At 68.3% G+C, this 23655-nt stretch carries 20 protein-coding genes; 13 read left to right on the forward strand and 7 right to left on the reverse strand.

Annotation, left to right across the window (positions count from 1 at the left end; translation table 11 throughout):
- Positions 1–256 precede the first annotated feature (256 nt).
- The 4 genes from OIE12_RS00240 (at position 257) to OIE12_RS00255 (ending at position 5656) form a co-directional block, all read left to right on the forward strand.
- Positions 257–1744 carry a DUF2971 domain-containing protein gene (locus OIE12_RS00240; protein WP_329130375.1) on the forward strand — a complete coding sequence of 496 codons (1488 nt, stop codon included), beginning with the start codon at positions 257–259 and terminating at the stop codon, positions 1742–1744.
- 824 nt (positions 1745–2568) lie between these two features.
- Positions 2569–3780 (forward strand): DNA sulfur modification protein DndB, encoded by a 1212-nt coding sequence (locus OIE12_RS00245; protein WP_329130376.1) that lies wholly within the window; start codon positions 2569–2571, stop codon positions 3778–3780.
- Between the two features lie 642 nt (positions 3781–4422).
- Positions 4423–4923 carry a hypothetical protein gene (locus tag OIE12_RS00250; RefSeq protein WP_329130378.1) on the forward strand — a complete coding sequence of 167 codons (501 nt, stop codon included), beginning with the start codon at positions 4423–4425 and terminating at the stop codon, positions 4921–4923.
- A gap of 163 nt (positions 4924–5086) precedes the next feature.
- Positions 5087–5656: a hypothetical protein gene (locus tag OIE12_RS00255; protein ID WP_329130380.1), complete on the forward strand. Its 570-nt coding sequence runs from the start codon at positions 5087–5089 to the stop codon at positions 5654–5656.
- A gap of 33 nt (positions 5657–5689) precedes the next feature.
- On the opposite strand, the gene OIE12_RS00260 is transcribed toward OIE12_RS00255, so the two are convergent.
- Complete coding sequence (locus tag OIE12_RS00260) at positions 5690–8029, reverse strand: DEAD/DEAH box helicase (RefSeq protein WP_329130382.1); 2340 nt, start codon at positions 8027–8029, stop codon at positions 5690–5692.
- A gap of 276 nt (positions 8030–8305) precedes the next feature.
- On the opposite strand from OIE12_RS00260, the gene OIE12_RS00265 reads away from it, so the two are divergent.
- The 4 genes from OIE12_RS00265 (at position 8306) to OIE12_RS00280 (ending at position 13694) form a co-directional block, all read left to right on the forward strand.
- Positions 8306–9328, forward strand: a complete 1023-nt coding sequence (locus OIE12_RS00265; protein ID WP_329130384.1) for a TniQ family protein — start codon at positions 8306–8308, stop codon at positions 9326–9328.
- Positions 9329–9538: 210 nt separating this feature from the next.
- Positions 9539–10246, forward strand: a complete 708-nt coding sequence (locus OIE12_RS00270; protein ID WP_329130386.1) for a hypothetical protein — start codon at positions 9539–9541, stop codon at positions 10244–10246.
- Entirely contained in the window at positions 10243–12627 is a 2385-nt protein-coding gene (locus OIE12_RS00275) for a Mu transposase C-terminal domain-containing protein (RefSeq protein WP_329130387.1), read from the forward strand. Before OIE12_RS00270 ends, OIE12_RS00275 begins: the two co-directional genes overlap by 4 nt.
- Before the next feature lie 101 nt (positions 12628–12728).
- Entirely contained in the window at positions 12729–13694 is a 966-nt protein-coding gene (locus OIE12_RS00280) for an ATP-binding protein (RefSeq protein ID WP_329130389.1), read from the forward strand.
- Between the two features lie 275 nt (positions 13695–13969).
- Here OIE12_RS00280 and OIE12_RS00285 read toward each other — a convergent pair whose 3' ends face one another.
- From OIE12_RS00285 to OIE12_RS00305, 5 genes are all read right to left on the reverse strand, one after another.
- Positions 13970–14446 carry a Mov34/MPN/PAD-1 family protein gene (locus tag OIE12_RS00285; RefSeq protein WP_329130391.1) on the reverse strand — a complete coding sequence of 159 codons (477 nt, stop codon included), beginning with the start codon at positions 14444–14446 and terminating at the stop codon, positions 13970–13972.
- Complete coding sequence (locus OIE12_RS00290) at positions 14443–15720, reverse strand: HesA/MoeB/ThiF family protein (protein ID WP_329130393.1); 1278 nt, start codon at positions 15718–15720, stop codon at positions 14443–14445. Before OIE12_RS00290 ends, OIE12_RS00285 begins: the two co-directional genes overlap by 4 nt.
- Entirely contained in the window at positions 15714–16301 is a 588-nt protein-coding gene (locus OIE12_RS00295; protein ID WP_329130395.1) for a hypothetical protein, read from the reverse strand. Before OIE12_RS00295 ends, OIE12_RS00290 begins: the two co-directional genes overlap by 7 nt.
- The gene (locus OIE12_RS00300) at positions 16298–17275 is read right to left on the reverse strand and encodes an SMODS domain-containing nucleotidyltransferase (RefSeq protein ID WP_329130397.1); all 978 of its coding nucleotides are present in this window, start codon (positions 17273–17275) and stop codon (positions 16298–16300) included. Before OIE12_RS00300 ends, OIE12_RS00295 begins: the two co-directional genes overlap by 4 nt.
- A 413-nt stretch (positions 17276–17688) precedes the next feature.
- Complete coding sequence (locus OIE12_RS00305; RefSeq protein ID WP_329130399.1) at positions 17689–19158, reverse strand: SAVED domain-containing protein; 1470 nt, start codon at positions 19156–19158, stop codon at positions 17689–17691.
- Between the two features lie 561 nt (positions 19159–19719).
- Here OIE12_RS00305 and OIE12_RS00310 point away from each other — a divergent pair.
- Positions 19720–20076: a hypothetical protein gene (locus tag OIE12_RS00310; RefSeq protein WP_329130401.1), complete on the forward strand. Its 357-nt coding sequence runs from the start codon at positions 19720–19722 to the stop codon at positions 20074–20076.
- 172 nt (positions 20077–20248) lie between these two features.
- Here the strand turns inward: OIE12_RS00310 and OIE12_RS00315 are convergent, their stop codons facing one another.
- Complete coding sequence (locus tag OIE12_RS00315; protein WP_329130403.1) at positions 20249–21133, reverse strand: nucleoside triphosphate pyrophosphohydrolase family protein; 885 nt, start codon at positions 21131–21133, stop codon at positions 20249–20251.
- Between the two features lie 93 nt (positions 21134–21226).
- On the opposite strand from OIE12_RS00315, the gene OIE12_RS00320 reads away from it, so the two are divergent.
- From OIE12_RS00320 to OIE12_RS00335, 4 genes are read left to right on the forward strand one after another with little or no spacing between them, the layout of a single operon-like run.
- Positions 21227–21511: an acyl carrier protein gene (locus OIE12_RS00320; RefSeq protein ID WP_329130404.1), complete on the forward strand. Its 285-nt coding sequence runs from the start codon at positions 21227–21229 to the stop codon at positions 21509–21511.
- Complete coding sequence (locus tag OIE12_RS00325) at positions 21508–21912, forward strand: helix-turn-helix domain-containing protein (protein WP_329130406.1); 405 nt, start codon at positions 21508–21510, stop codon at positions 21910–21912. Before OIE12_RS00320 ends, OIE12_RS00325 begins: the two co-directional genes overlap by 4 nt.
- Positions 21909–22805 (forward strand): ImmA/IrrE family metallo-endopeptidase, encoded by an 897-nt coding sequence (locus OIE12_RS00330; RefSeq protein WP_329130408.1) that lies wholly within the window; start codon positions 21909–21911, stop codon positions 22803–22805. The genes OIE12_RS00325 and OIE12_RS00330 overlap by 4 nt, the downstream gene beginning before the upstream one ends.
- Positions 22806–22847: 42 nt before the next feature.
- Entirely contained in the window at positions 22848–23636 is a 789-nt protein-coding gene (locus tag OIE12_RS00335; RefSeq protein WP_329130410.1) for a hypothetical protein, read from the forward strand.
- The last annotated feature ends 19 nt before the right edge of the window (positions 23637–23655 follow it).

Here is a 23655-nt window from a genome sequence, read left to right on the forward strand (position 1 = left end):
TCTTCACGTGAATAGGCGCCCCAGAGGGGAAGTTGAGCTTTTCCTCCGTCCGCAGGAACCGGTTCTGCACTCACTTGCACGATGCGAGTCGCCAGCCGGTCGGTCCTGCAGCTTGCCGACGCCCGTACGCCTGTGGCGGCCGCCCGGGGTGCGCCCCCCACCCACTATTGTCGTCATAATGACGAAAATGGGGTAAGGTTGCTTGCCGCCGGCTGCGAGAACCGGTGGCGGACCGGGACAGCAAAGGGACTTGTGCATGACCACCGACCATGAGCTCTCCAGCGGCTTCCGGGCGCCCGCACACCCGGCCTTGGCGTTCGAGACCTACAGCGAATACGAGGTGGCCACGGCCCCGCGGACCGTGACCGGCCAGCTCTTCCACTACACCAGCACCACGGCTGCGGTCACCGGCATCCTGGCCACGGGCACACTGCGTCTCTCGCCCTACAAGTCGACCAATGACCTGTGGGAATCACAGCCTCACTACCCGACGCTCAGCGCGCATCACGACGACGAAGGTCTCGATGCCGGCTTCTCCCTCTGGGATGAGATCGACCGGCAGCTGCGCCTGCACGCCAAGGTCGGATGCCTGACCCAGGACGTAGCCCTGCCATCCGATGTGTTCAACCCCGATGCACTGCGGGGATGGGCCCACCTGTCGCAGTGGGCGCACTACGGTGCCGGGCACACCGGCGTGTGCCTCAGGTTCGACTGGGACAAGCTCGTAGAATCCTTTCTCGAACACGCCGGTCCCGCAAGCTTCGCCTTCCACGGTCCGGTCCGGTACCTCAGCAGCCAGGACAGTCCCCCCACCCGCGGAGTCGATGTCGGCCAAGTCGCGGAGTTCGGAGCGGATGCCGTGGCCCTGGCCTATGCGGAAGCCAACAAGGACTCGTTGTTCTTCCGCAAGCACATCGACTGGGACAGCGAGGCCGAGTACCGGCTCATCCTGCTGAATCAGTCCACCGAGTTCGACTACGTCGACATCCGGACCGCACTCACCGGTGTCGTCCTGGGCAACGCATTCCCGCAGGAGCACGTACGAGGCCTGCTGGAAGCCCTCAAGCCTTACCCCGACGTCACCGTGGAGTACCTGCAGTTCCTCAACCGCAGGCTGCACTGCTATCCCTTCGAGGGCATCGTCCCACAGCCTCGGCCGCTGTCCGCCCAGGCCTGGCCCGCTCCACGGCGGGACGGCTCCCTGGCAGAGCGGCTGCTGGCGCTGCGCAGCGCTGAAACCGAGGCCGAAGCACGCCGGCGGGCCGCGGCCCTTCTCGTCCAGGAGCCTCTGACACAGCTCGCAGAGGGTGCGGCGAGGCTTGCCTCGCAGCTGAGCCTGTGGCCTGGGACCGAGGTGGACAGCTACTCCCGGACCACGGCCGTACCCGGACACCTGCACGCACGAAGCCCTGGCGTCCCCGGAGAGGTCGTCCACTACGAACGCGGCTTCCTCTGCGTGGTGGAGAACCTTCCCCGTCAGTCACACACTCTGACCGCATCGGCGGCCATCCAGGTCCTGGACGACGAGAAGCTGCGCCTTCACGCCGTGGTGGACACCGAGCATTGGCTGCCAGATGGAAACCAGCGCGAGGAACACTGGCGCAGCGAGTGGGAGATCCATGCAGCCGATGCCCCAGCCGCGCTGGCAGCACTCCTGAGCGAGCTGACCGCTGCTGTGCAGCATGCCCGCACGGCATTCGACGACACTCGCTGCGCCAGCTCACAGTCGGAAGAAGCACCGTGACGCAAACACGCCCCCTCAGTGTCCCGAGGACCGAACTGCGCGGTCAGATTGGTCGACCACTCGTACGTGGCCTTGCGGTTGATGATCGACGCCACCTGGGGGGTCTCCCCTAACGGGGGACGTTTGTTGTTCCTGGTGGCTGTGTCCATCTCATTCGGATGTCATGGCTGCTCAGGCAGCGGCGGTCGGCTGGTGTCGCACGCGCGCTGCGACACCAGCCGACGATCAGGCTCATGCGCCAACACGGCCTACGCGTTCCTCGTGCGGAATCCACAGAACGCCCGAGGAGGGCCCCGAGGGAGCCTAGTACAACGCTGTTGGAGCGTCTCAGCACCATCCGTGCAGTGCAACAGCGGTCTGGACAGGCACGCACAAACCCCTGCGAGTGGATCGTGTGAGCTGCGCATCTGTGGTCGTCAAAGGACGCGACAGCGGCGGCGGGCCGGGACAGGGGTGCGTCAACGTCATTGGTCGGCCTTGGGCCAGGCCCCTGGGGGTGCCAGGATCGGGCCCCAGGCGACGCCAACCGCCTGACCAGACAACGACCTTGCGGAATCCATCGTCAGGAGCAACACCATGTGTATGGCGGAACGCCGTCCCGCTTCGTGCCCGTGCAGTGCACCACTTGTGTCCCCGCGCCTTGGGCGGGGTGGGACCATCGTCATCATCTTCATTCTGGTCCTGGTCGCCGTCGTTGCGTGGGCCGGTTCCTCGCCGCTGGCCGTGGTTGACCTGCTGATCGGCTCCGGTGTGCTTGCCACCTGGGTGTACGGGCGTTCGCCGCAGGCCGGTTCCGCGCCCGCTCAGGCGTAGGGCGTGGCGGCATGGGACGTCCGGAAGGGCAGATCAGCCCGGCAGCCGAACCCGCGCTCAGGGCGCTGGCCCTGTGGCTGCGTGCTCAACGTCAGCGCGCAGGGCTCACGTATCAGCGGATGGCCGAGCGAACCAGCTACACGCACAGCACGCTCTCGCGCGCAGCCCAGGGCAACCGGATCCCGCGTCTGCAGGTTGTCGAGGTCTACGCCAGGGTCTGTGGGGCTGATGTCGCCGAAGCCAGGAGGCTGTGGCGCCGAGCACGGCAGGCCGGTGTGCAGGCGGGTCCCGGAGTCCTCTCACCGACTGTGGTACGCCCCGAGTACGTTTCGGACTTCGCCGGGTTGCACGCGGCGATGATCAACCTGCGCCGAAGTGCTGGCGTGCCGTCACTGCGCGCACTGGCGCAGAGAGCTGGGGGGCATGGCGAGTTGCCACACAGCACGCTCCATCGCGTGGTGAGCCGGCAGGCCATCCCGTCCCGCCGCCATCTCGCGGCGTTCGTTAAAGCATGCGGGGTCAGCGGGACGGCCGTTCAGGAGTGGACCGCTGCCTGGGACCGCGCCTGCGGACTGCGCACGGAGCAGGCGACCGCGCTGGCTTTCAGGGCGGCTTTGCCGTGGCCGGTGTCGCCTGCAGACCCTTCCCGCGGCGCGGACACTCTGGCAGCGATGACGCGTCTGCTCGCCGCGGGTTCGCCAACGTTCAAGGGCTTTGTCGAGATGGAAAGTGCAGTTGTCAGCGCGCGCTCCGGCAAGCTGTTCACCCTGTCTGCCCTGTACTACGGCAACCGGAACCTGCTGGATGGCATGGAAGCCGATGCCGCACGTCAGCTCCAGCTCGCTGATCTGTACTGGGGCGCTGTGGATGCCGTGATCCCGCAATGGGAGATGGTCCGCCGCCGTGTGCTGCACGCGGCCGAGGTCCGCAAAACCTACCTGCACAGTCACGGCATTGCTCTGCACTGTCTGGGATCGATCGGCAATGTCCTTCTCAGACAGTCGGAAAGCCCCCGCAAGTGGGCGCCGTACCTTCAGCGCCTGGGCAGTATCGACTGGGCCCGAACCAACCCGGACTGGGAGGGCCGTGCGCTTGCCGACGGACGCATCGTCAAGAGCCTTCACCACGCCGTTCTCGCGACTGAGTACCTGCGCCGGCGGATGGGACTTCCGCACAGCGGTGCCCTGCAGCCGGCGCCGCACCAGGGCAGCGTCCCATTGTGATCACGCGAGGCTCAAGCGGTCAGTGCACGCAGTCAAGCCACCCGCTTCCGCGAACAGCTAACAGCCGTGATCCACCGCGTCAGTCCCAAAGACGACTAGCAGCTGGGCAGTTCAGGACCGCGCAAGGCAACCACTGTGAGGCAACATCCAGCACCAGCACAGCCAGCACGTGTAAGTAACTAAAAGACAGCCCGCTGATCTTCAAGCCCGCAAGGTCACCAAGGGTCTTCTCCACACGCAGTGGGGGTCTGCCCGTCGGGTACAGCAGTTCGAACCATTCCGGCCCGTCTCTCCCCCCACGCGTGGGTGTTTGCCCGGCCTGCGGAGACCTTCGTCGTAGCGCGGGTGTCTTCGCCACACACGTGGGGGTCTGTCCACGATGATCCTCATGCGTCTTCCCCGCGCCCGCACCTTCCTCAAGCGCGTGGCGCCTCCACGAACGGAAGAAATCAGCAGGTCAGAGCCCTGACCCTATGGACTTCTCACATCGATGCGCTGGGGATTCTCATTTCATGTCACTGAACCTCCTCGCTCGATGTCAACGAATCAATGTTCTGACCAGGCACACCCCATGACATCGAGGTGAGAAACATGGATGACATCGCAATGAGAAGTCGCAGGAGGAGAGCAACACTTGCCGGTATGCCGAGCTTTCAGCAAAGGAAGGCCGTGGGCGACGCGCACGAAAAACGTGTCGCTGAGGAACTCGCCCTGCGCGGATGGGACGTCAGCCCCTGGGGCCAGGGCGTGCTGACCGAAGCGGTGCGAGTCGCCCTGCGGGGCACGGAGAGTTCGCTGCGGTGGACACCCGATCTGGTGGCCGCCAAGGACCGGCAGGTGTTTCTGATCGACTGCAAGAGCCGCATGACCAGCCGCATCACCCAGCGCCATGCGGTGGAACGGTCCGCCGTCATGGCGCACCTCCAGCTCGCCGCATGGACCCAGCTGCCGATCTGCTACGTCTTCGACAACCTCGACGTCCTCACTCCCCTGGACGTCCTGATACTGGGCCGCACAGGTCCGCAACCCGCCGCAGGCTCAGGCTCCCCCTACCACCTGGTGCCCACGAGATGCTCCCTCGCATTCGACGAGGTGTTCGGAACCACGCAGCAGCTACACACCCCCGAACTCGGCGCCGCCTGACCCGGTCGGAATATGGAACCGGTCGAACAATGACGACAACTGACCGCGTTGCGCGCATGGTCGGGCAAAGAGCGGTCCCTCTTCGTTCTCAGGGGCCGGGTATTGCCGTGCGGACGCTAGCGTCCCCCGAAGTGCGCACTTCTGCGGGAGGCTGGACGTCATAGTGGAAGCGGTCTCGGAACTTCTCACCCTCAGAACGGACTACGCGGCCAAGATCGATGCCGACCTGGAGCTCGTCGAGAAGGATCGCGAGCGTGTCCGTGCGGAGATCACCGCCTTGCAGGATCAGCTTCACACCCTGGAGGGCAATCACGCGCTGCTACTGAGCATGCGGGAGGCCCTGTCGGGTCACTCCCCCGCCGCCTGCCCGGAGCCGGGGCCGGACGGTGCAGCCACGACCGGCAGCAGTCCTGCCGTTCCGCTTGTGTCCGGCGGCGTGCCGCACACCGGCGACGGTGCCGCTGGTGATTGTGGCCGGGGTGACGGGGCACCGAAGGCGGGGAAGAAGGCGCCGACGCTTCGGGATCTGGTGGCCGATGAGCTGAAAAGGCGGGGCGAGCCCTGCTCGTCGCACGACGTCGCCACCGCACTGGCCCGGGCGCACCCAGGCCGGAGGATCAAGGAGCCTGCGATGCGTCACGCGCTGGAGGCGCTGGTCGCGCAGGGGCGGGCGGGGCGGTCCAAGCGCGGCTCGCGCGTCTTGTACTTCTCGGCCGGCATGGGCAAGGACTGACGTCCGCCCGCCCGGCGGAGCGTGGTCGCTGGTTCAGGCAGCCGTCTCACGAAGTGGCTGCGCGGGCGACAGGAAGACCAGCATCGTCTCGAAGCCCAGAGCCGCCAGGCCGGCTTGCTGTCGGGGCGTCATCTGGGCGCTGTCCCTGCGCCGTCGAGCCAGCCAGGCCCCGAGGTGGACCTGTTCGCCGAAAACCTCTTCGGTGTGGTCCTTGGGCATGTCGAGGTGCCCATGGCGCTGGTGGTACTGGCGTGCCGCGCGCAGCCCGCGGTTGAAGGCCCGCTCGCGCAGGCCGGTGGGTCGGGTCAGCAGCATGCTGTGGGGGTGGGCGTCGGGGCAGGCGCGGGCCAGGGCGGCCAGGAGATGTTTTTGCTGGGGATCGAGCAGGTGCATGTGGGTGATCTGGCGGTCCAGCCAGCTGCCCCAGGCGGAGTCACGGCTGTCGTGGCGGTGGTAGGTGCACCGCCAGGTGCTGGTGGTCAGGCGGCGTCTGATCTGCGCGTAGGTGTACTGCCAGCGCAGGCTCCAGGGCGGGTTCCAGAAGGGGTCGACGGCGTTGAGGGAGGCGATGCGGGCGGGGGCGAGCCGGCCGGTGTCAGCGCGGCAGCGCATGGTCTCCAGCCAGGCGGCCAGGCGGCGGTCGCCGCCGTGGGCGTTCTTGCCCAGGGCGAGGGTGCCGTGACGGGCGGCGCAGGCGGTGATCTGGGCCAGGTGGTGTTCGAAGCTTTCGGGGGGATGCGGCCAGGACAGCCCCATGCTGGTGAGGGCGGCGATACGGTCGGCCGGCAGGGCTCCCGCGGCGTACAGGGAGCGTTGCTGGCCGATCCACTGGCCCAGGGCCAGGCCGTCGCTGGTGACGTGTTCGCTGGGAATGTTCAGGTGATGGTGGCGGGTGCGGAAGGCCTGGGCGGCCTGCAGACCGTCCCTCCAGAAGGCGTTGTTGGGGGCTTTGTGGGTGCGCAGTTTCAGGGTGCGGGTGACGTCGCCGGCGCGGTGCGGGCGCGGCGCAAGGGGCTGTGGTCGCGCCTTCATGCGGGAGCCGAAGCGCTGGTAGGCCCTGGTGTCGTAGACGGCGAGTCCGTTGAAGAAGCGCCAGAAGTCCGAGAACGAGGAGGACTCCATGGCCTGTCGGGTGGACTGGCCGGGCGCGATGTAGACGGGGATGAAGATGGAGGCGCACTTGGCCTGGCCCGGGGGTTTGCGCAGGGCCCGGCCGATGCTCTGGGCGATGTTGTTCGGGCTGCGGCGCGGATCGGCGATCAGGATGCCGTCGGTGTCGGGGGCGTCGACGCCTTCGCTCAGCACTCGGACGCTAGCGAGCACGGCGCAGTCGTGGCCGGCGGCGGCGCTGCCCGGGGTGTGGGCGGAGAAGTGCTCGAACTCGCGGAAGATCTGCTGGCGTCGCCAGGGCGCCTGGCCACAGTACAGGGCGTGCGCCCAGGGGTTTCGGATGCCGGTGCGGTCGGAGAGCACGTCGGCCGTCTCCGGCAGGGAGGCGACGAAACCGCGGGCGGCGGCGATCCGCCCGTGGAAGGACAGCACCCGGCGCACGTCGTGTTCGGCCATGGACATCAGCAGGGCTGCCTGCATCGCGGCCAGGCGGAGCCCGTCCTGATGCGGGGTGGGCAGGGGGTCGTGGAGGATCTCGCGCAGCATCCTGTCGTGGACTTCCGGCACGATGAGCTGGTAGTCGGCGAGGATGCCGCGTTCGATCGCCTCGGCCAGGTCCAGGCGGTAGACGACGGGGCCGTAGATGGTGGGGTCGTCCATCGAGGCGAGTCGTTCGATCCGGGTGCGCGCCGTTGGATTTTGCGTGGTGCGCCAGTTGCGGGGCGTGGCGGTCATGTAGAGGCGGTGCGTGGCCGGGATGGCGCGGTCGTCGTGGATGAGTCCCCAGCGCTTGTCCCAGTCGCCGCTGGTGCGGTGGGCTTCGTCGGCCAGGGCGAAGGCCCAGGGCGGCAGCCGTTCGCCACGGTGGGCCTCGGCGATGGTGGGCAGGGAGGCGTAGGTGGCGAAGACGGCGATGCGTCCTCCCTCGGCGACGCGGCGGGCCAGGACCCGGGCGTCTGCGGTGAGCAGCAGACGGCCGCGCAGGCTGCGGTCGTGAACGCCGGGCAGTGAGCACACGCCGATGAGCTGGTCGAAGCCGCCGTCGGCCAGCCAGCGGGCCGCGGTCTGGGTCAGGAGTTCAAGGGTCGGGACGAGGACGAGGACGGGGCGCCGCGCAGCGAAGTGCTCGGCGACGCGCTTGCCGATGAGGGTCTTGCCGGTGCCGCAAGCGGCGATGATGGTCGCGGCCGCGTGTCGCGTGCCGCTCAGGGCCGTCCACTCCCGCGGCGACGGCTTCTGTTTGGTGGGGGCGCAGCTGAACACGGCCGGACATGTGACGCGCTGACTCCCTTGTCGCGGAACTCCGTGCCCGCAGGGCACCTTCACCAGCCTTTTTGCAGTGAAGAGCCTGGCAGCTTTCCCGCAAGGTCCGGCCGACGCTGCTCGAAGCTGCTCTTTGTTTTCTTCGCGTGTGCGTAAGGGGTCGCCTCTGGGACCGGGTGTAGGCCACGTGAGACCGTTTCGTGAGCCTGGGCTGCCTGCCGAGGGCGGCGGCAGTTAGATGAAGCCGCGGCCGGACATCCCGGAAGGAGCGCCGTCGTGGCGGAGAAGCGGGACCAATGGCTCGGGCGGCGCCGGATGCATCTGCGGCTGCGGTTTCTGCAGGGCGAGTCCACCGGCTCGTACGTGACGCGGCTGGCTGCCCGTAACAACCGCCCTACGGAAGAGGTGCTGCGGAGCATGGGCACCGGCCCGGTGCCCGTCGATCCGCAGTACACCGAGATGTACGTCAGCCGCTACGCGCGTGAGCGGCTGGCCACTCTGGCCGGCCACACCGTGGCCGAGATGCAGGAGCGTCTGATCGGGCTGCGCGATGAATTCCTCATGGACAAGGACGCCAAGGACGACTGGGAGTGGCCCTGGGACGCGCGGGCCGGCTACATCGTGCAGGCCTGCTCTCTGTGTGCGGCGCGCCGCGGCACCCGCTCGCCTGCCTGGCTGATCCTTCCCGACCCCTGGCAGGTGTGCCTGCGCCACCGGCGCTGGACGGACAACTCCCGCAGCACCGATACCCCCTACGTCGATCTGAGCGAGCTCGCGGAGGTCGTGCGCGCGCAGCAGCGCCTGAACCGGGTGCGCAAACGCCTGGGTCCTGCCGGACGGTGGGTGTTCGCGGACGCCTGTTCCGTCCTCGTGCGCTCCGGGTATCTCGAGGACCCCGCGCAGACGAAGCAGTGGGGTGTCCTCGCGGCGCAGCTGGGCGAGCAGCGGGTGCGGCCCCTGGCGCAGTTAAGCCGGCTTTCCCTGCTGACCCGGGACCTGGCCTGGCTTGAGGTGCGCCGCCTGAACGGCGTACTGGGCGGCATGGAGTACCAGGACTGGCTGCCGCGGACAGCGCGTCGGCACGGTTACCGGTTCGTCGAGCCGCTGACCCTCTGGCACCGCCAGCACCGGCCGCTCACGCAGGGCATTCCGCAGCTTTTCAGCGGGGAACTGCCATCAAGCGCCGAGGTACGAAGGGTGGCAGGTCATGTCCTGCCCTCTTCTTTGGCGCCGGTGGAGGATCTTACGTGCCTGCCATGGGTGCGCCTGCCCAACTCGATGGACCGGCTGTTTCTGTAGTCATCCGCGTCGCGTACGTCTGCTTTGGCCTCGAGCTGAGCAGACGTCCGGCGGATCTCCGGCACCAGGGAAACGCCGTCAAGGAACGAAAGCATCTGCATCCTTTCGGGTGAACTCCTCCGACGGCGTCACACGAGATCGCAGGAGGCCCGGAGCCTGGTGGAGGTCTGCCGCGCAGCAGGGCACGGCGCGGCACGAGGGGAGCAGCTGATGGACTTACAGGTGCGCTATCGCGACGGCATGGGCCGTGAGCGCCTCGGCACTCCAGGGGCGTTGCGCGGGCTTCCGGTGGAGAAATGGCCGGTGCTGTACGAGCAGCGTGCCTACCAGGGGCGGAAGTCGAAGGTGCGCCAGTGGTGGTCGTCGACCACCAAGAAGGAGGTCAGCTGCCGGTCCCTGGAGCATGCGTATGCGGCCATGTTCCTTGACCGTGATCCGTGCATCGTCTACCTGGCTGCACCGTCGCTGCAGGTCGAATGGCGCGAGGGTGAGCGTGCGGGGGTGGTGAACCCGGCGTTCATGGCGCGCACCACCAAGGGGCAGCAGATGCTCTATCTCCACTCCCCCGACGGGAGGGAGCCGGACGATCAGGAATGGTCGGTGGCCCAGGCAGCTGCCGCGCAGGCGGGATGGCAGGTGGATGTCGCCCGGGCCCCGGGCGGTCAGCTGCGCCGCAATGTGTACATCGTCTCGCAGTTCCGTCACGACGAGTTCGCCGACGTCAGCGCCAGGGCCGTCCTGCTGGAGGCATTCGCCCGCCCCCTGCCGCTGAGCAGGGGCGCCGATGCGGTGGATCTTCCTCCGGGGCAGGGCCGTGCCAGCAGTTGGAACTTGCTGTGGACGCAGGACCTGACGACGCGCTGGGAGGAGCCCCTGACCCCCGACAGCCTGGTGTGGGCGGCCGGAGCGGCAGCATGAGCACCGTCCTTTCCCTGCCGGTCGACGTCCCGGATGGGCCGGCCTGGACGCTCCGGCCGGGAATGACGGTCCGGTGGAAGACCGGCCGCTATCTGGTGGGCGCCTTGCAGGGTTCCACCGTGCATCTGGCGGCGATGGACGACGGCGGCGAGGACGCGCTGGTGGTGGTCTGCGTCCTTGTATCCGCCCCGGACTTCGCCGTGCTGAAGGACGACGGGATGGCGCAGGAGCCGGAAGCGGTGCCGGACCTGTCCGTACTGGAGCGGTTGGATGAAGAACAGCTGAAGGACGTGCGCCGCTGGGAGGAGCACGTCCGGGAGGTGCTGACCGGCCGCCCTGTCGGCGCCCGGGACGGCGCCTTCACTGCGCGGCGCGGCTACGATCCGGCGACCACCACCCGCACCGCCCGCTACGCCCTGAAGGCGGCCGAGCTGAAGGCGGCCGGCCTGACCGGCTCGGTCGCTACCGTGCAGCGCAAATGCCTGGCCTACGAAGCACACGGGCTGCTCGGTCTGGTCGACAAGCGGTGGCTGCGCACGAGCACCGTCCACGGCAACGTCGACGAGCGGGTGGTGGCGCTGATCCAGCAGGAGGACAAAGCCCAGCGCGGCGCGTCGGCGGGCACCTTCTCCCGGCTGTACAAGCGGGTGCGCGCGGCGCTGCGCCGCGCGCACCCGGATGAGTACCGGGCCCTGATGCCGGCCCGCACCACCTTCTACGACCTGCTCAAGCGGCTGGGGATCTCGGCGGAGTCGCTGAAGGCGGCGCCCGGGCGGGGCAGTGATGCCACCGCCCTGCCCGAGCCTCCCTACCATCCGGTGCCAGTGTCGTTGCTGGGCGAGCGCGTGGAGATCGACGGCACTGGGCTGGATGTCCTGGCGCTCGGCGACGACGGGCGTCCCGTGGCAGTGGAGTTGACCTATGCCTTGGACGTTCTGAGCCGCAGCTTCATCGCCGGGATGATCGTTCCCAAGACTTCGGGGCGCAAGAAGGGGCCGGGCAGCCGACGCCGCGGCGGCCGCGGCACCAAGTCGCTGGATGCCGCGCTGCTGCTGGGCCAGGCGATGGCGCCGCTCGCGGCGCGCCCCGGCTGGTCGCCGCAGGCGCTGGCCGCCAACTCGGACCTGCCCTACGCCAAGATGCTGGCCGGCGATCCGCGGATGGCCGGTGCCGCGGCGCGGCCGGTGATCCGCCCGAAGACGGTGGTCGTCGACAACGCCAAGATCTTCAAGGCCCGGCACTTCAAGGACGTGTGCAGCATGCTGGGCATCGAGGTGGAGTCCGCCCGGGAGCGCACCCCCACCGACAAGGCGGTCATCGAACGCACCAACGCCTCGGTCAAGAGCATGTTCTCCCAGTTCGTCGCCGGCTACACCGGCAACAGCCTGGCCACGCGCGGCAACGACGTCGACAAGGAGCGGTTGTGGACGCTGAACGAGCTGCAGGATTTGTGGCACGAGTGGGTGGTCACCGAATGGCAGCGGCGACCACACGAAGGACTGCGCTCCCCCTTCCTTCCTTCTCTGATCCTCACCCCGAACCAGATGTATGCGGCGGCGGTGGCCGTGGAAGGCGCCGTGCCGCGGCCGGTCACACCGGATGAGAGCCGCAAGCTGCTCCTCCAGACGAAGCGGACCGTGACCCGCGACGGCATCAAGATCGGCAACCGTACGTATTTCAGCCATCGCATCCGGGAGTTCAAGAACCGGCACACCGGCATCAAGGGACAGGGCCGGCGCTGGCCGGTCTACTACAACCCCTACGAGCCCAGCCGGGTGTGGCTGTATGACCACACGGTCGAAAAGGACCCCGCCCGCAGTCCGTGGGTGCCCTTCGACTTCAAGTACCAGCACCTGATCCGCGACTCGTGGACCCAGTACCTGTGGGAGAAGGCCGCCGACCTCGTTGCCGACCTCGTCGGCCGGGAAGGCAGCGAGGAAGAAATCGCCCGGGCTGTGGACGATCTCCTGACCCGCGCACGGCGCGGCCCCTCCCCCACCTCCACCTCCGTCAAGCCGGTGGCCGCTTTCGTTCCGCAGCCCCTGGAGATCGCCGAAACACCGGCCAACCCGTACGCAGGGATCACCCGGGCCGAACCCGGCAGCGTGACGCCCGCACCGTCCCTCAACGTCGATGCCAAGGACCTCTTCCCGGGCCGCCGTGCCGCGCTGCCGTCCGCCGTGCCCGAACCCGCCGCCCCGCCGGCGTCGCCGGGCCGGCCCCGGCCCCCGCGGCGCCGTCCCGCTCCGGCGGGAGCGCACAGCTTGGGCGGATCAGCCGGCGACATCTTCCGGGAACTGGCAGCAAATCCGTCCGAGCGGCCTGCGCCGCGGCCCGATCAGGACCCGCCCCCACCCAGCCCAGACCCGCAGGAGACGTGATGGACGCTGCGCGCACCGCCCCGAAACCAGCCGCCCCCGCAGCTCTCGCTGCGCGGTGGTCGCCGCTGGATCCCGAACTGCTCACAGTGCGGGAGGGGTTCATGGACTTCGTGCACCGCAAACTCGAGCCGCCGGACTTGCAGGACTGCGCCCCCAAAGGCACGAAGGTCACCGACACCGACCCGCGGATGATCTACCACGGAGAGATGATCCCCGTCTCCACCCCTGATGTGACCCAGGGGCTGAAGGACGCGCGGCGCACCCTGCGCACCAACCGGTTCCGCCCCACCGGAAAACGCATGAGCATGATCATCGACGGATGTGCCGGCAAGACCACGCTGCTGCTCCAGATCGGACGCGCCTACCAGGGACTACTGGAAACCGAGCGCAGGCCGGACAGCGAGTGGACCCCCGTCGTCTACATCAACGTCCCTCCGCGCCATGAAAGCAACATGGACTGGTCCCTGCCGCTCGCGGACTTCTTCGGCATGGACCACACCGTCAACATCGACAAGCGGACCTACCGCAGCACCGACATGACCGAACCGGTCATCCACGCCATGCGCGAAAGCCGTACCTCCCTGCTCCTCGTCGACGGAATCGACCGCATCCACGACAGCGACCTGACCGGTGCCTTCGACTACTTCGACTGCCTCCAGGCCCGCCTGCGCCTCTCGGTCATCTACAGCGGTCGCGGCGCCACCGACATCGTCAACGAGGGCCTGCACAACCGCCGCCGCAGCGAACGGCCCCGCACCTCCGAGCAGTTCCGCAGCAGCCTGCCTGTCATGCGGATCAACCCCATCCCCTTCCACGCGGGGCAGGAGGAGGGATGGCGCACCGTGCTGCGGGCCTACGACTCCAACCTCCGGCTCTACGACCACGAGCCCGGCTCGCTCCTGGACCTCGAGGAAGAACTCCACGAGCGCACCGGCGGCTACATGGACACCCTCGACCAGCTCATCTGCCAGACCGCCCAGCAAGCCATCGAAGACGAGACCGAAGCCATCACCAAAGAAGCCCTCGACGACATGTTCGTCGGCCGCAACGACCCCGACGACGACTGACACCGCGCCGGTAAGGCGCGCCGTCCTGTGCAGCGTGCACGACCGGTGCGGCTGCTGCGGCTGCCGCGGGCAGCCTGCTGCTTCGGCGTCGAACCATCGGGGGTGTTCGGCGGCCCCGCATCCGTGGCGCCGCCGACGGCCGGGACGCCGACGGTGAGAGCGCTGCCGCAGAGGCAGCCGTCGCCTGAGAGCTCTACGGTGCGGCTGGCCAGCCACCGGTGAACGGTGACGTGCTCTGGCGCCCCCGTTCTGAGCACCCGAGTTTTTTCGGCGTCTCATCCGACAGAGCGGGAGAGCTGCAGTTGCACCGGCTCGATGCGGCCGAGGCGGCATGCCCAGGCTGCGCCCTCCCAACGGCCTGCCCGGGGAGCGAAGATCACCGCGATGATGCTGTGGAAGCCCAGTTCCGGATCGCTGAGAAGTTTCCTGTAGGTGGCGGCGTCGCGAGCGCTGGGGATGGGGCGGCTGGCGGGGTGGGTGTGCCATTCGCCGACCCAGACGCTGCCGTCCCTCGCGAATACCTCGTCGGCCAGTGCCTGGGCGTGTGCCAGGTCGCGGAGGAAGTAGGTGGGGGTGCGTACGGCGGCAGGTCCGGGGGTTCCGGCGTGGTGGACGGTGACGGTGTCGTGAGTGTGGTGTCCCAGCAGGATGCCTCCGGTCTCCGTGCTGTGGTCGGACGTGCGCAGTTCGGTGGTGACGATCCGGGAGGCCTGGGCGGTGAAGTGCACGGTGGTGACAGGCTGCTGGGTCATGGTGCTTCGCAGGTGGGGCAGCCGGATATCGGTGGTGTGGCGGGCAGCCAGCGCAGCTCGGCGGTGTGGCCGAGGTCGAAGGGCGGGGCCCAGTCGGGTTGGCGGCGCAGGCCAAGCAGGGCATGCTCTCCCGGCAGTCGCTGGTCGGGATGTCCGGCGCGTTCGAGGATGGTGGCGACGGCGGTTTTGGCCGCGAGCTGGGCGACCAGGTGAAGGTCGGAGCCGACTGCGGTCATCGGCCGGTGGCGGGTGCCGGTGCCGTACCCGGCGTCCAGGGCGGGCTCGGGGTCGAGGCCGCCTGCCTGGGCGAGGCTCTGGCGCCTACAGGTGAGGCATCCGTGCTGGGGCCAGGGACGCAGTCGCAGGATTTCGCCGAGGGCACCGTCCTGCAGGACGCACGCGAGCACTGCGGTGAGGCCGGCGCGGCGGGCCAGGTGGCCGGTGACGCGGCGCGGGGCCACTCCGTCTGCCGTGCATACGACGAGGTGGGTGTCCGCGAGGAGGGCCCGAATCTGGTCTGCGTGCTCGATGACGTCCAGGGCCCAAGGGGTGACCGTGGTGTCGGGGCGCAGTGCGGCGAGGTCCTCGGCCAGGGCGGTGACCTTGGATCGGCCGATGTGTCGGCGGGCGCTGGTGTGGCGGACGAGATTGTGCCAGTCGAGCCGGTCGGGGTCGACGAGGGTGAGATGGCCGATGCCGTAGCCGGCAAGTGCGTGTGCGGTGGCCGAGCCGATGCTTCCCGCTCCGATCAGCATGATCCGCGTGTTCTGCAGCTCGTGTACCGGCCAGTGGTCTTTGAGCTGGCAAATCCCGGTGGCCTCGGGCTCGACCGACACGGAGATCGGCTGGGCGCCTTCGCGGGTGACGTGCCAGGCGACGAGGTCCGGCAGATTGTGCTCGGGATAGGCATCCTTGAGGCCCGGTGCATGGGTGATGGCCCAGTAACCAGGATCTCCGGGAGCTTTGTAGCCGTTGGGCACGGCTGCCTTGAAGGCGTCGAGTTTCATGAGCATGCCGCGTCTTGCGCTCAGGGCGAGCCACATCAGGTGAAGGTCGGCATGGACGCGGCACCACCAGCCGGTGGAAACGGGCGGATAGCTGCCGAGGAGGCGGTGCTCAGGCGGCGGTTCCACCGGAAAGATGCCGTCGCCGCGTTCGGAGAGACCGCGCACGACAGCGAAGCGTTCGGGATGGTTGATGCGCAGGGACAATCGGCCCCACGGCCCGGAGGAACGCATGATGGCCGCGGCAGACTGCGGGATGAGGATCAGCACGCCGAATTCTCCTGCCCGTTCCTTTCGTGATGGCTGTGCTCGGTGCTGTCGTGGGGGCTTGGAGGCCGCGAGAGGAAGTGGTCGAAGCGGTCGTCGTCGACGATGCCGTTGTCGGTCATCTGCTCGATCACGCGGTGCTTCATGAGTGCGTACTCCACTCGCCAGCCTGCTGCTTTGAGGAGCAGGTCGGCTACCGAGTCGCGGCCCGTCCACAGGGCGTCCTCGCGCAGAAGGCACAGGCTCGCGTCGCCGTTGACGTGCCAGCGGGTCTGGGTCCACTCGTACGGTTCGGGCAGCGGATCCACGGGGATGAGCCGGGGTGCCACCATGGGATAGGCCTGGCTGTATTCCATGCGGAGGAGGAGTCCTTCGTCGCCGATCCAGGTGGTGAGGTGCTCGGGCTCGGGCCGCTCGAAGGGCCAGTGGGGCAGTCTTCCCTCCCAGCTGCCTGCTCCGGTCTCGTTCCAGGAGAGGTCGGGGAACTGGGCGGTGATCTCCTCGTGGTCGCGGTGAAGCCGGCGCGGCTCGCACATCCACCAGGTGGTGAGCGTGCGGTCGTCGGGCGTGTGTGCGGCCGTCATCCCTGGGGTGCGTCCTTGATGGGCCGCGCAGTGATGAGCGCGGGGGTCCCGGTGATCAGTGAGGCGGGCTTGGCCGGGGCGGCAGGGGCCGGGAAGTCGTCGCCGAAGATCTTCTGCCACAGCCGCAGCGCGTTGTCGGTGTCGCCCTCGGCCGCAGCAGCGCAGGCCCGCTCCGCGAGGTCTGCCGCGTCGGTGAAGGCATCGGACAGACCTGCATGGTCGAGGTCCGGCTGGATCTGACCGCACAGGCCCGCCGGGTCCCACACGCCCTCGTGGACCCGGACCGCGGCGGCGGTGAAGAACGTCTTCAGTGCCTGGGAGCGGTTGCCGAACCTGGGCATGCAGTTGAGGGCGAGGACCTCCATGACGAGAGACTTGATGCGTCCCTGGACCGGGGCGGTGAGCCGCCACTGTTTGAGGACCCTGACCAGAGGCCGGAAGTGCGGCCAGTCCCGCTGGTGATCGGCGACTTGGCCGATGAGGTATTCCGGGTTGGCCGGCACCCACCGGGTGTTCAGCTTTTCGGGGATGAGCAGCGAGCCGTCCTCCTGGCGCAGGGCGGCCATGACGTCGACGGTGAAGGCCTCCGGGTCCTCGGGGTCGTCCAGGAAGCACTTGACTGCGTGATTGCGCACGAGAGTGTGCCGGACCTCGTTGGCGTGGGTGCCGTTGGTCTGGCTCAGCAGCCGGTTGACCTGGGTGCGGGCGTGCTCGAGGGCGTCCTGGGCGCTCGGGCCGTCGTTCCCCCACTCGGGGTGCTCGTCGGGGTCGTAGACGATCACGACGTCGACGTCGTGGATGGGCTTGAGCTGCGTGCTGCGGCTCAGAGAGCCCGAGCCGAACGTCTCCACGACGTCCGGCTCGCTCAACAGCGCGGTTTTGAACAGGTCCCTGCGCTCGCGGGCGAGTCTGGTTTTGTCTATGTCTTCGTTGACGGTCTTCTGGAACGCGTCGAATGCGTCGTCTATCCCCATGCGGTGTGCCTCCTCGGGCGCGTCGTCCAGCCCGGTGCACGCTGCGGCCGCCGACCCCGGGCTGGGGCGCGGCGGCCACAAACAGGCATCTATGGCTGCTCGTTCACCACAGTAAGACCCGCCACTGACAAACCCTCCTGCACCAGAACTAGTTGATCATTTACGGCAGCGGCCATCCCGCATCGGATCCGCGTACTTGATGCAGGTGAGAGGGGCCGTCTGAGCTGCTGCCTCGCATCGAGGACCCGCCAGGCCGGGCCCAGGCCCGATGCAAACCTCGGCTGACGGCAGGAGGGCGAGACAGCTGGCCAGGGGAAGGCGCACTCCTCGCATCTCCGGCGGGCATACCCCGAAGGGACAGCCCGGGGAGCGGGCTCAGCATCTGGGCGGGACCGTAGGAGCTTAGCGAGCCCTCATGCGTCGATGACGAAGGCCTTCTCGTACACCTGCTGTGCGTTGACGTCCTCGTACACGGTGGTGGGGCGCAGCCGGTTCCACCGGTTGCCCAGCAGCAGGGCCAGGCCCATGGGGCCGGCCTGGAAGAGGTGGATCGCGGGATGTGCGCGGCAGGCACGGCGCAGCAGGTCCCGGATACCGACGGCCAACGCGCTGGCCGTCGCGGCATCCGGGATGGAGTTGTCCTTCGCCCCTCCGGGCGGGCGCAAGACCAGCAGCCGGGAGACGGGCACCCGATGCTCGCTCAAAAAGTCCAGCACGTCCTGCGTGGGGTCCGTGGCGACCGCGACGGCCACGGCGAGATCCGTTCCAAGGTCAAGGGTGTGCTCATCAACGGCTGGCGTCAGCGGAGAGTCGTACGCTGCGGTGGATGACCACAGCTGTTCACGCTGAGCCACGGCAAGGTCGGAGCCGGCCACCATGCGGAAGGCGGCACCGACCACGAAAGCGGGTGCCAGACGCAGGCTGCCGGTGACAGCGACCGTGGTGGTGCCCGGCGGCATCCGGTACGGCGCGGCCTCAATGTCCGCCTGCAACTGCGCCCAGGTGGCCGGAGCCAGCGGACGCCGCTTCACATACGGTGAGGCTCCCTCGAAGCGATCCACCCAGTCCAATGCGTAGTCGGCGTCCTCCGCCATGGGATCCGGCTTCAGGGTGGCGATGGACAGCACCGGACGCGATGAGCCGGCTTCCAGGCCCAGGGCCCGGATCGCCTCCCTGATATCCGCCAGGGACAGGCGGCGCTGCCCGTCGGCGACTTGACGGGCCACCCAGTCCGCGCCGGAGTGCATGGCCTCCTCGCTGAACCGCAGCCCTGCGGCGAACATCAGCATCTGCAAGTGCTCATGCAGGTGCATCACGTCTCGTGCCAAGTCGAAGCGCAGTACCTTCAGCAAGTCCAGCAGCCTGTCCTCACTCAGCCCGGCACCGTCGGCCCAACGCCTGCGTGCCTGCCCCTTCTTCGAGCCCGGGCCCTGCTGCGCCGCCTTCGGAACCAGAAGCTGAGTGCGGGAGTCCCTCAGCGAGATCAGCGGGTCTTCCGCATCCGGGGGCCGGTTGCTCAGCAACGCGAGATCGACCGGAGTGCCGTCCTCGGTGAGCTTCTCCCAGGCTTGCGCCATCTTCCGCAGGATCGACGGGCCGCCGCGATCGCTGAGCTTGAGCAGGTAGTCACCGTTGACCGGGGTAGAGCTGTCCGCGGCGTACTTGACCTGCATGTAGGTGTGCGGCGGCACCTGCCGGTACAAGACGACGTCGTCCAAGTTCCCCGCGTCGTCGGCTTCGACGCCCACCGCCACCACCGGGTTGGACGCACGCAGCGCCGCATCCCGGACAGCGGCGACACACCCCTGCCACGCAGCCAGCCACTGATAGCGGTCACCAGCAATACGGACACCCGTCGAGCTCGGGGCAGGCAGGTCAGGCACTGAAACTCTCCCAGGCATCGGGCCGCCGCGCTTACGGCCATCGGCATGCTCAGCCGATCATCGCCGCGAGCAAGGCCAAGTGGGAAGCCCTCGCACCCACCGGCAGTCGGGCGGGGGCCACAGGCTCTCGCCCGCCCACCGGCATACCGCCCAGGCCCTCGAAAGCCTTCTCGGTCACTCATACCGCGTCCGAGAGCAGTTGATGTGCGTCCGGATCAAGTTGCGGCGTGCCAGATCAGAGGACCTCGAATTAGAGAAGCAGCAGTTCAGACGTCTCAGAGAGTTGTCCGGCACTAGTCGAGATCCCGCAGGCCAGAGGCTCTCAAGTCGCCGACGCAGACCTCACCTCTGGCTGGTCGTGACACCCGCCGCTGCCACCCTTCCGGAGTTGCCGGCTGACAACGCTGCACGTAGTGCCTCCCAGCCGGCCGTTCCCACGGTCGGCACGGTCCTGCAGCGGACTCGGCATCCCCTGTCTGCAGCACACCAACGTGTCGCACCATGCCAGCGGGTCGTTACAGGGCAGGCACTGTCGAAGGCGGAGGACGGGAGAAGACTGCGATGTCGTACGGCTATGGCGGAGGCCCGAATTGGCCAATGATCCGCGCCAAGCAACGCGCTGAGAACGAGGTCAACCATGCCCGTCGTCGCAGCGCGCAGTTGCAGGCGTCGGCTGCAGAATGGCAGGCGAAGTTCGAGGCGCTGGCCGAGTTCGTACGGAAAGCTGCGGATCGTGCAGACGGGGAGCACCAGCAGGAGGACGGCTGCTCATGCCGCTCCTGCTGGGGTGCCGTGATCACGAAGATCGTTGAGGAGCCGCAGGCCCGCGAGACGGCCACCGGGCACGTCGGCAACCCCGCTGGCACGTTCTCCTTCGCCGATCTGTTCGGCGGATCCACCCCACCAGGGCGCACCTGACGATTCCGAGCGAGTGTCGCTGACTGTACTGCGGCTGCCCGGGTCGGCGACGGCGCCTGCGCACCGCCTCGCCATCCTGCGAGGCGGTGTCGCCTTGGGCTTCCTGTCAATGGCCCGGCGCGCTCATTCACTGAGGAACGCCGCGTCCGGGGCGTTCCCCGCTTTCGGGTCGTCAGTTCTGAGTGACGGTGAGCGTGCGCTGGTCGAGATCGAGGTGGACAGTGCCGCCGTTCTGCTCGCGCAGTTGGCGCCACGCGGTGTAGCCGGTGAGGATGGCGTGCTCCCAGTCCGCGGCGCGGCAGATGCTGACCTCCAGGTGGGCGGTCATGTGGCCGATGGTGGCGAGGAGTTCCTGGTCGATGTGTTTGATGTCGGCGAGGAAGCGGTGGCGGGCGGCGTAGGAGAAGACCAGGGCGGAGATGCCTTCCTCGATGGCGATGGCGCGGCCGCCGTCTTCGGCTTCGTCGGCGCGGGGGTCGCTCTTGCGTTTGCGGCCGAGTAGGAAGCGGGTGACGGGGGACCAGCCCAGGACGGTGGCGTGGGCGAGGTGGAAGATGTCGTGGAAGCGGTAGCCGTCCTCGACGTGGGAGGCGCTGGTGAGCGGGTCACCGGCGGGGGTTCCGTCTTGTCGGGTGAGGATGATGACGGTGCGGCCGTCGTCGGTCTGGGTGGGCGTGAAGGTCAGTGAGGTCTGCCGGGGCAGTTGCTCGTGGGCGGGAAAGTCCGCGTCGAAGGGGGCGTGCTCGTCGCGGGGGGTGGGGCGCCAGCGGTCCTTGGTCTTTACCAGGTTGGCCGCGGCCACGTCGTCGAGGTCGAGTCCGAAGCGGTGGGCGAGAGCGGCGACGTACCACAGGACGTCTCCGAGCTCTTCACGTAACTGGTGCTTGCCCTGCTCGAAGGCCGGTCCGTCACGCAGGAACTTCTTGTAGGCGGTGGTCAGGGATCCGACCTCGCCGGCGAGGCCGAGGAGAGGCACGAGGACGGGATCGGTGCCGTCCGCGGGGGGCTGCAGGGTCTTGACGGCCGCTTCCTGGTAGCGCTTGAAATCCACACTCACACCCGTCTGATCTTGGGACAGCACTGTTTGCTTTCCCGACAGCATGTCGTATGCTACGACAGCGTCGTTGGAAATGCAGACGATTGGGGAGAGTTGTCGAACGCAGGCACACCGAGCACGGACGAGATCACCTCCGTCGTCCTCGACTTCCTCGCTGAACACGAGGGGGTCTCTCCCGACGAGCTCCGCTCTGAACTGGAGCAGGGTGGGCGGGAGTTGCCCGTGGACTCGCTTCTGGTGGTCGAGATTCTCACACGCATCGAGGAGCGTTTCCAGGTCGCCATTCCCGCCGACCGGGAGGCCGCCCAGGCCACCGGTTCGGTGGGAGCGTTCGCCGCGGCGGTACTGGACGCCATCAAGGAAAGGCAGCAGCCATGACCCCTCCGTCGGACAGCCGTGACCGTGATCCTGAGCTGGTGCGGCTCGGTGAACGGCTGAAGAAGACCCGTGACTACCTGAACATGTCCCAGCAGTTCGTCTCGGACTCCACCGGTATCCCCCGCTCGGCCATCAGCGACATCGAGCGCGGCGAGCGGCGCGTGGACAGTCTGGAACTGAAGAAGCTGGCCCGCCTGTACCGGCAGCCGGTCGCCTACTTCCTCGCCGAGGAGAAGGACGCCGACGCCAGCGAATACTCCCTTGCCGGTCTGCCGCGGGCGCTGGCCCAGCTCACCGACGGGGATGCCAAGACCGTGCTGGAGTTCGCCGAATACCTCACGCTGCGACGCGCGGCAGAACGCGAGGACCAGGGCTCCGACGGCGGGAGTCCGACGGCGTGAACTGGGGCTTAGCACACCGGATCGCATCCATCGCAGCCGTCCAGGCGCACCGCGACCTCGGCATCGACCGTACGCAATACGTTCACGTGCACCGGGCGCTGGGAGCGGCGGGCGTGATCGGGATGGCGCAGCCGATGCCCCGGTTGTTCGGCGTGTACTTCTCCCCCGCCGACAAGGGGCCGGCCGTGATGCTGAATGCCTCGCTGAACGCGGTCACCCAGCGGCACACGGCCGCGCATGAGCTGGGGCATCACCGGCTGGGCCATCGCACCGCGGCGGACGAGGAGCTGGATCCCGCGTTGCGCTGGGGCAACGGCAGCTGGCCCGAGGAAGAGAAGACGGCGGAGGCGTTCGCGGCGTGGTTCCTGATGCCCCTGCCGGCGGTGCGGGCGGCTCTGGAAAGGATCTGCGGCGGTCGCCCGTCATCCCCCGAGCACGTCTACCGGGTGGCGCGGGAGCTGGGTACGTCGTACGCCGGGACGGTGCGTCACCTGGTGAATCTGCGGCTGCTGGATTCCGGCCGGGCCGGCCAGTGGGCCAAGATCCCTCCGGCCGGCCTGCGCAGCTCGCTGGCGGGAGGGGCCTCGCTGCCCGCGCAGGCCCAGGTGCACGTGATCACGGCGGCCTGCGCGGGGCAGACCGTGTACGCCGACGCGGGTGATGTGCTCGTGCTCCACCTGGACAACGCACGGTTCGACGTCCTGCCCAAGGGGCTGGAGCCGTGGACCAGTGACGGCACTACGCCGCTGGCGAGCGCCGTGATGACCGATGAACTCCCGCCGGGCGAACAGGGCTCGGTGGAGATCACCGTGCCCTCGATCAGCCGTCCGCTGCGGCTGACGGTAGTGCGCGAAGCCCCGCGTGCCGGGGTCGACGACACCTGGCCCCTGTAAGCGCAGGGGTCTCGGATCACACCGTATGTGTCAGGAGGACTGATGCACACCTTCGCCGTGACCGAGCGCGACGTCACCCAGGCCTGGGTCGCCGCCTGCAACAAGCTGGACCGCAAGAACAATCCTGACCGGACCGGCCTGCACACCGTGGTACGCATCGCCGACCCGACGAGCGACGATCCGGTGTTCCGCGCCGAGTTGGACCGGCTGCGCACGGCCCGGGGGCTGTGGCCGCTGGAGACGGTGGCCAGCACCCTGTTCCCCGCGGCCCTTGCGGCGCGGTGCGACGGTCCGGAGGAGCTTGCCCGGCGGTACCGGCAGATGTACCCGGTGATCAAACGGTATCCGGGCAACCACCGCGGGACCTATTTCGGCCGCCTGGTGTCCTACCCTGCGGCGTCGAAGAGCGGTGTCGACCAGCTCGGCACGGTCATCGGCCGACTGCGGGCGCAGGCCGCGGGCACCAAGATAGCCGCCGCCTACGAGATCGACATCGCCGCGGCTGCGGACGCGGAGGAGGCCGGGGCGGAGCTGCTGGTGCACACGGCCGGCAAGGACAACAGCTACATCGGGTTTCCCTGCCTGAGTCACATCTCCCTCCAGCTGGACCGTGACCGGCGTGTGCACGCCGCGGTCCTGTACCGCAGCCACTTCATGTTCGAGCGCGCTTACGGCAACTACCTCGGCCTGGGCCGGCTGCTGGCCTATATCGCCGCTCAGGCCGGGCTGGGCTGCGGGTCGCTGACCGTGGTGGCCGGCCACGCCCGGCTGGACGGCCCCCTCACCCAGCTGCGGCCTCTGCTGACCGGCACCGACCGCCTCGCAGCATGACGACCGCGGACCGCACGCG

The sequence above is a fragment of the Streptomyces sp. NBC_00670 genome (genome assembly GCF_036226765.1).
Lineage (GTDB): Bacteria > Actinomycetota > Actinomycetes > Streptomycetales > Streptomycetaceae > Streptomyces.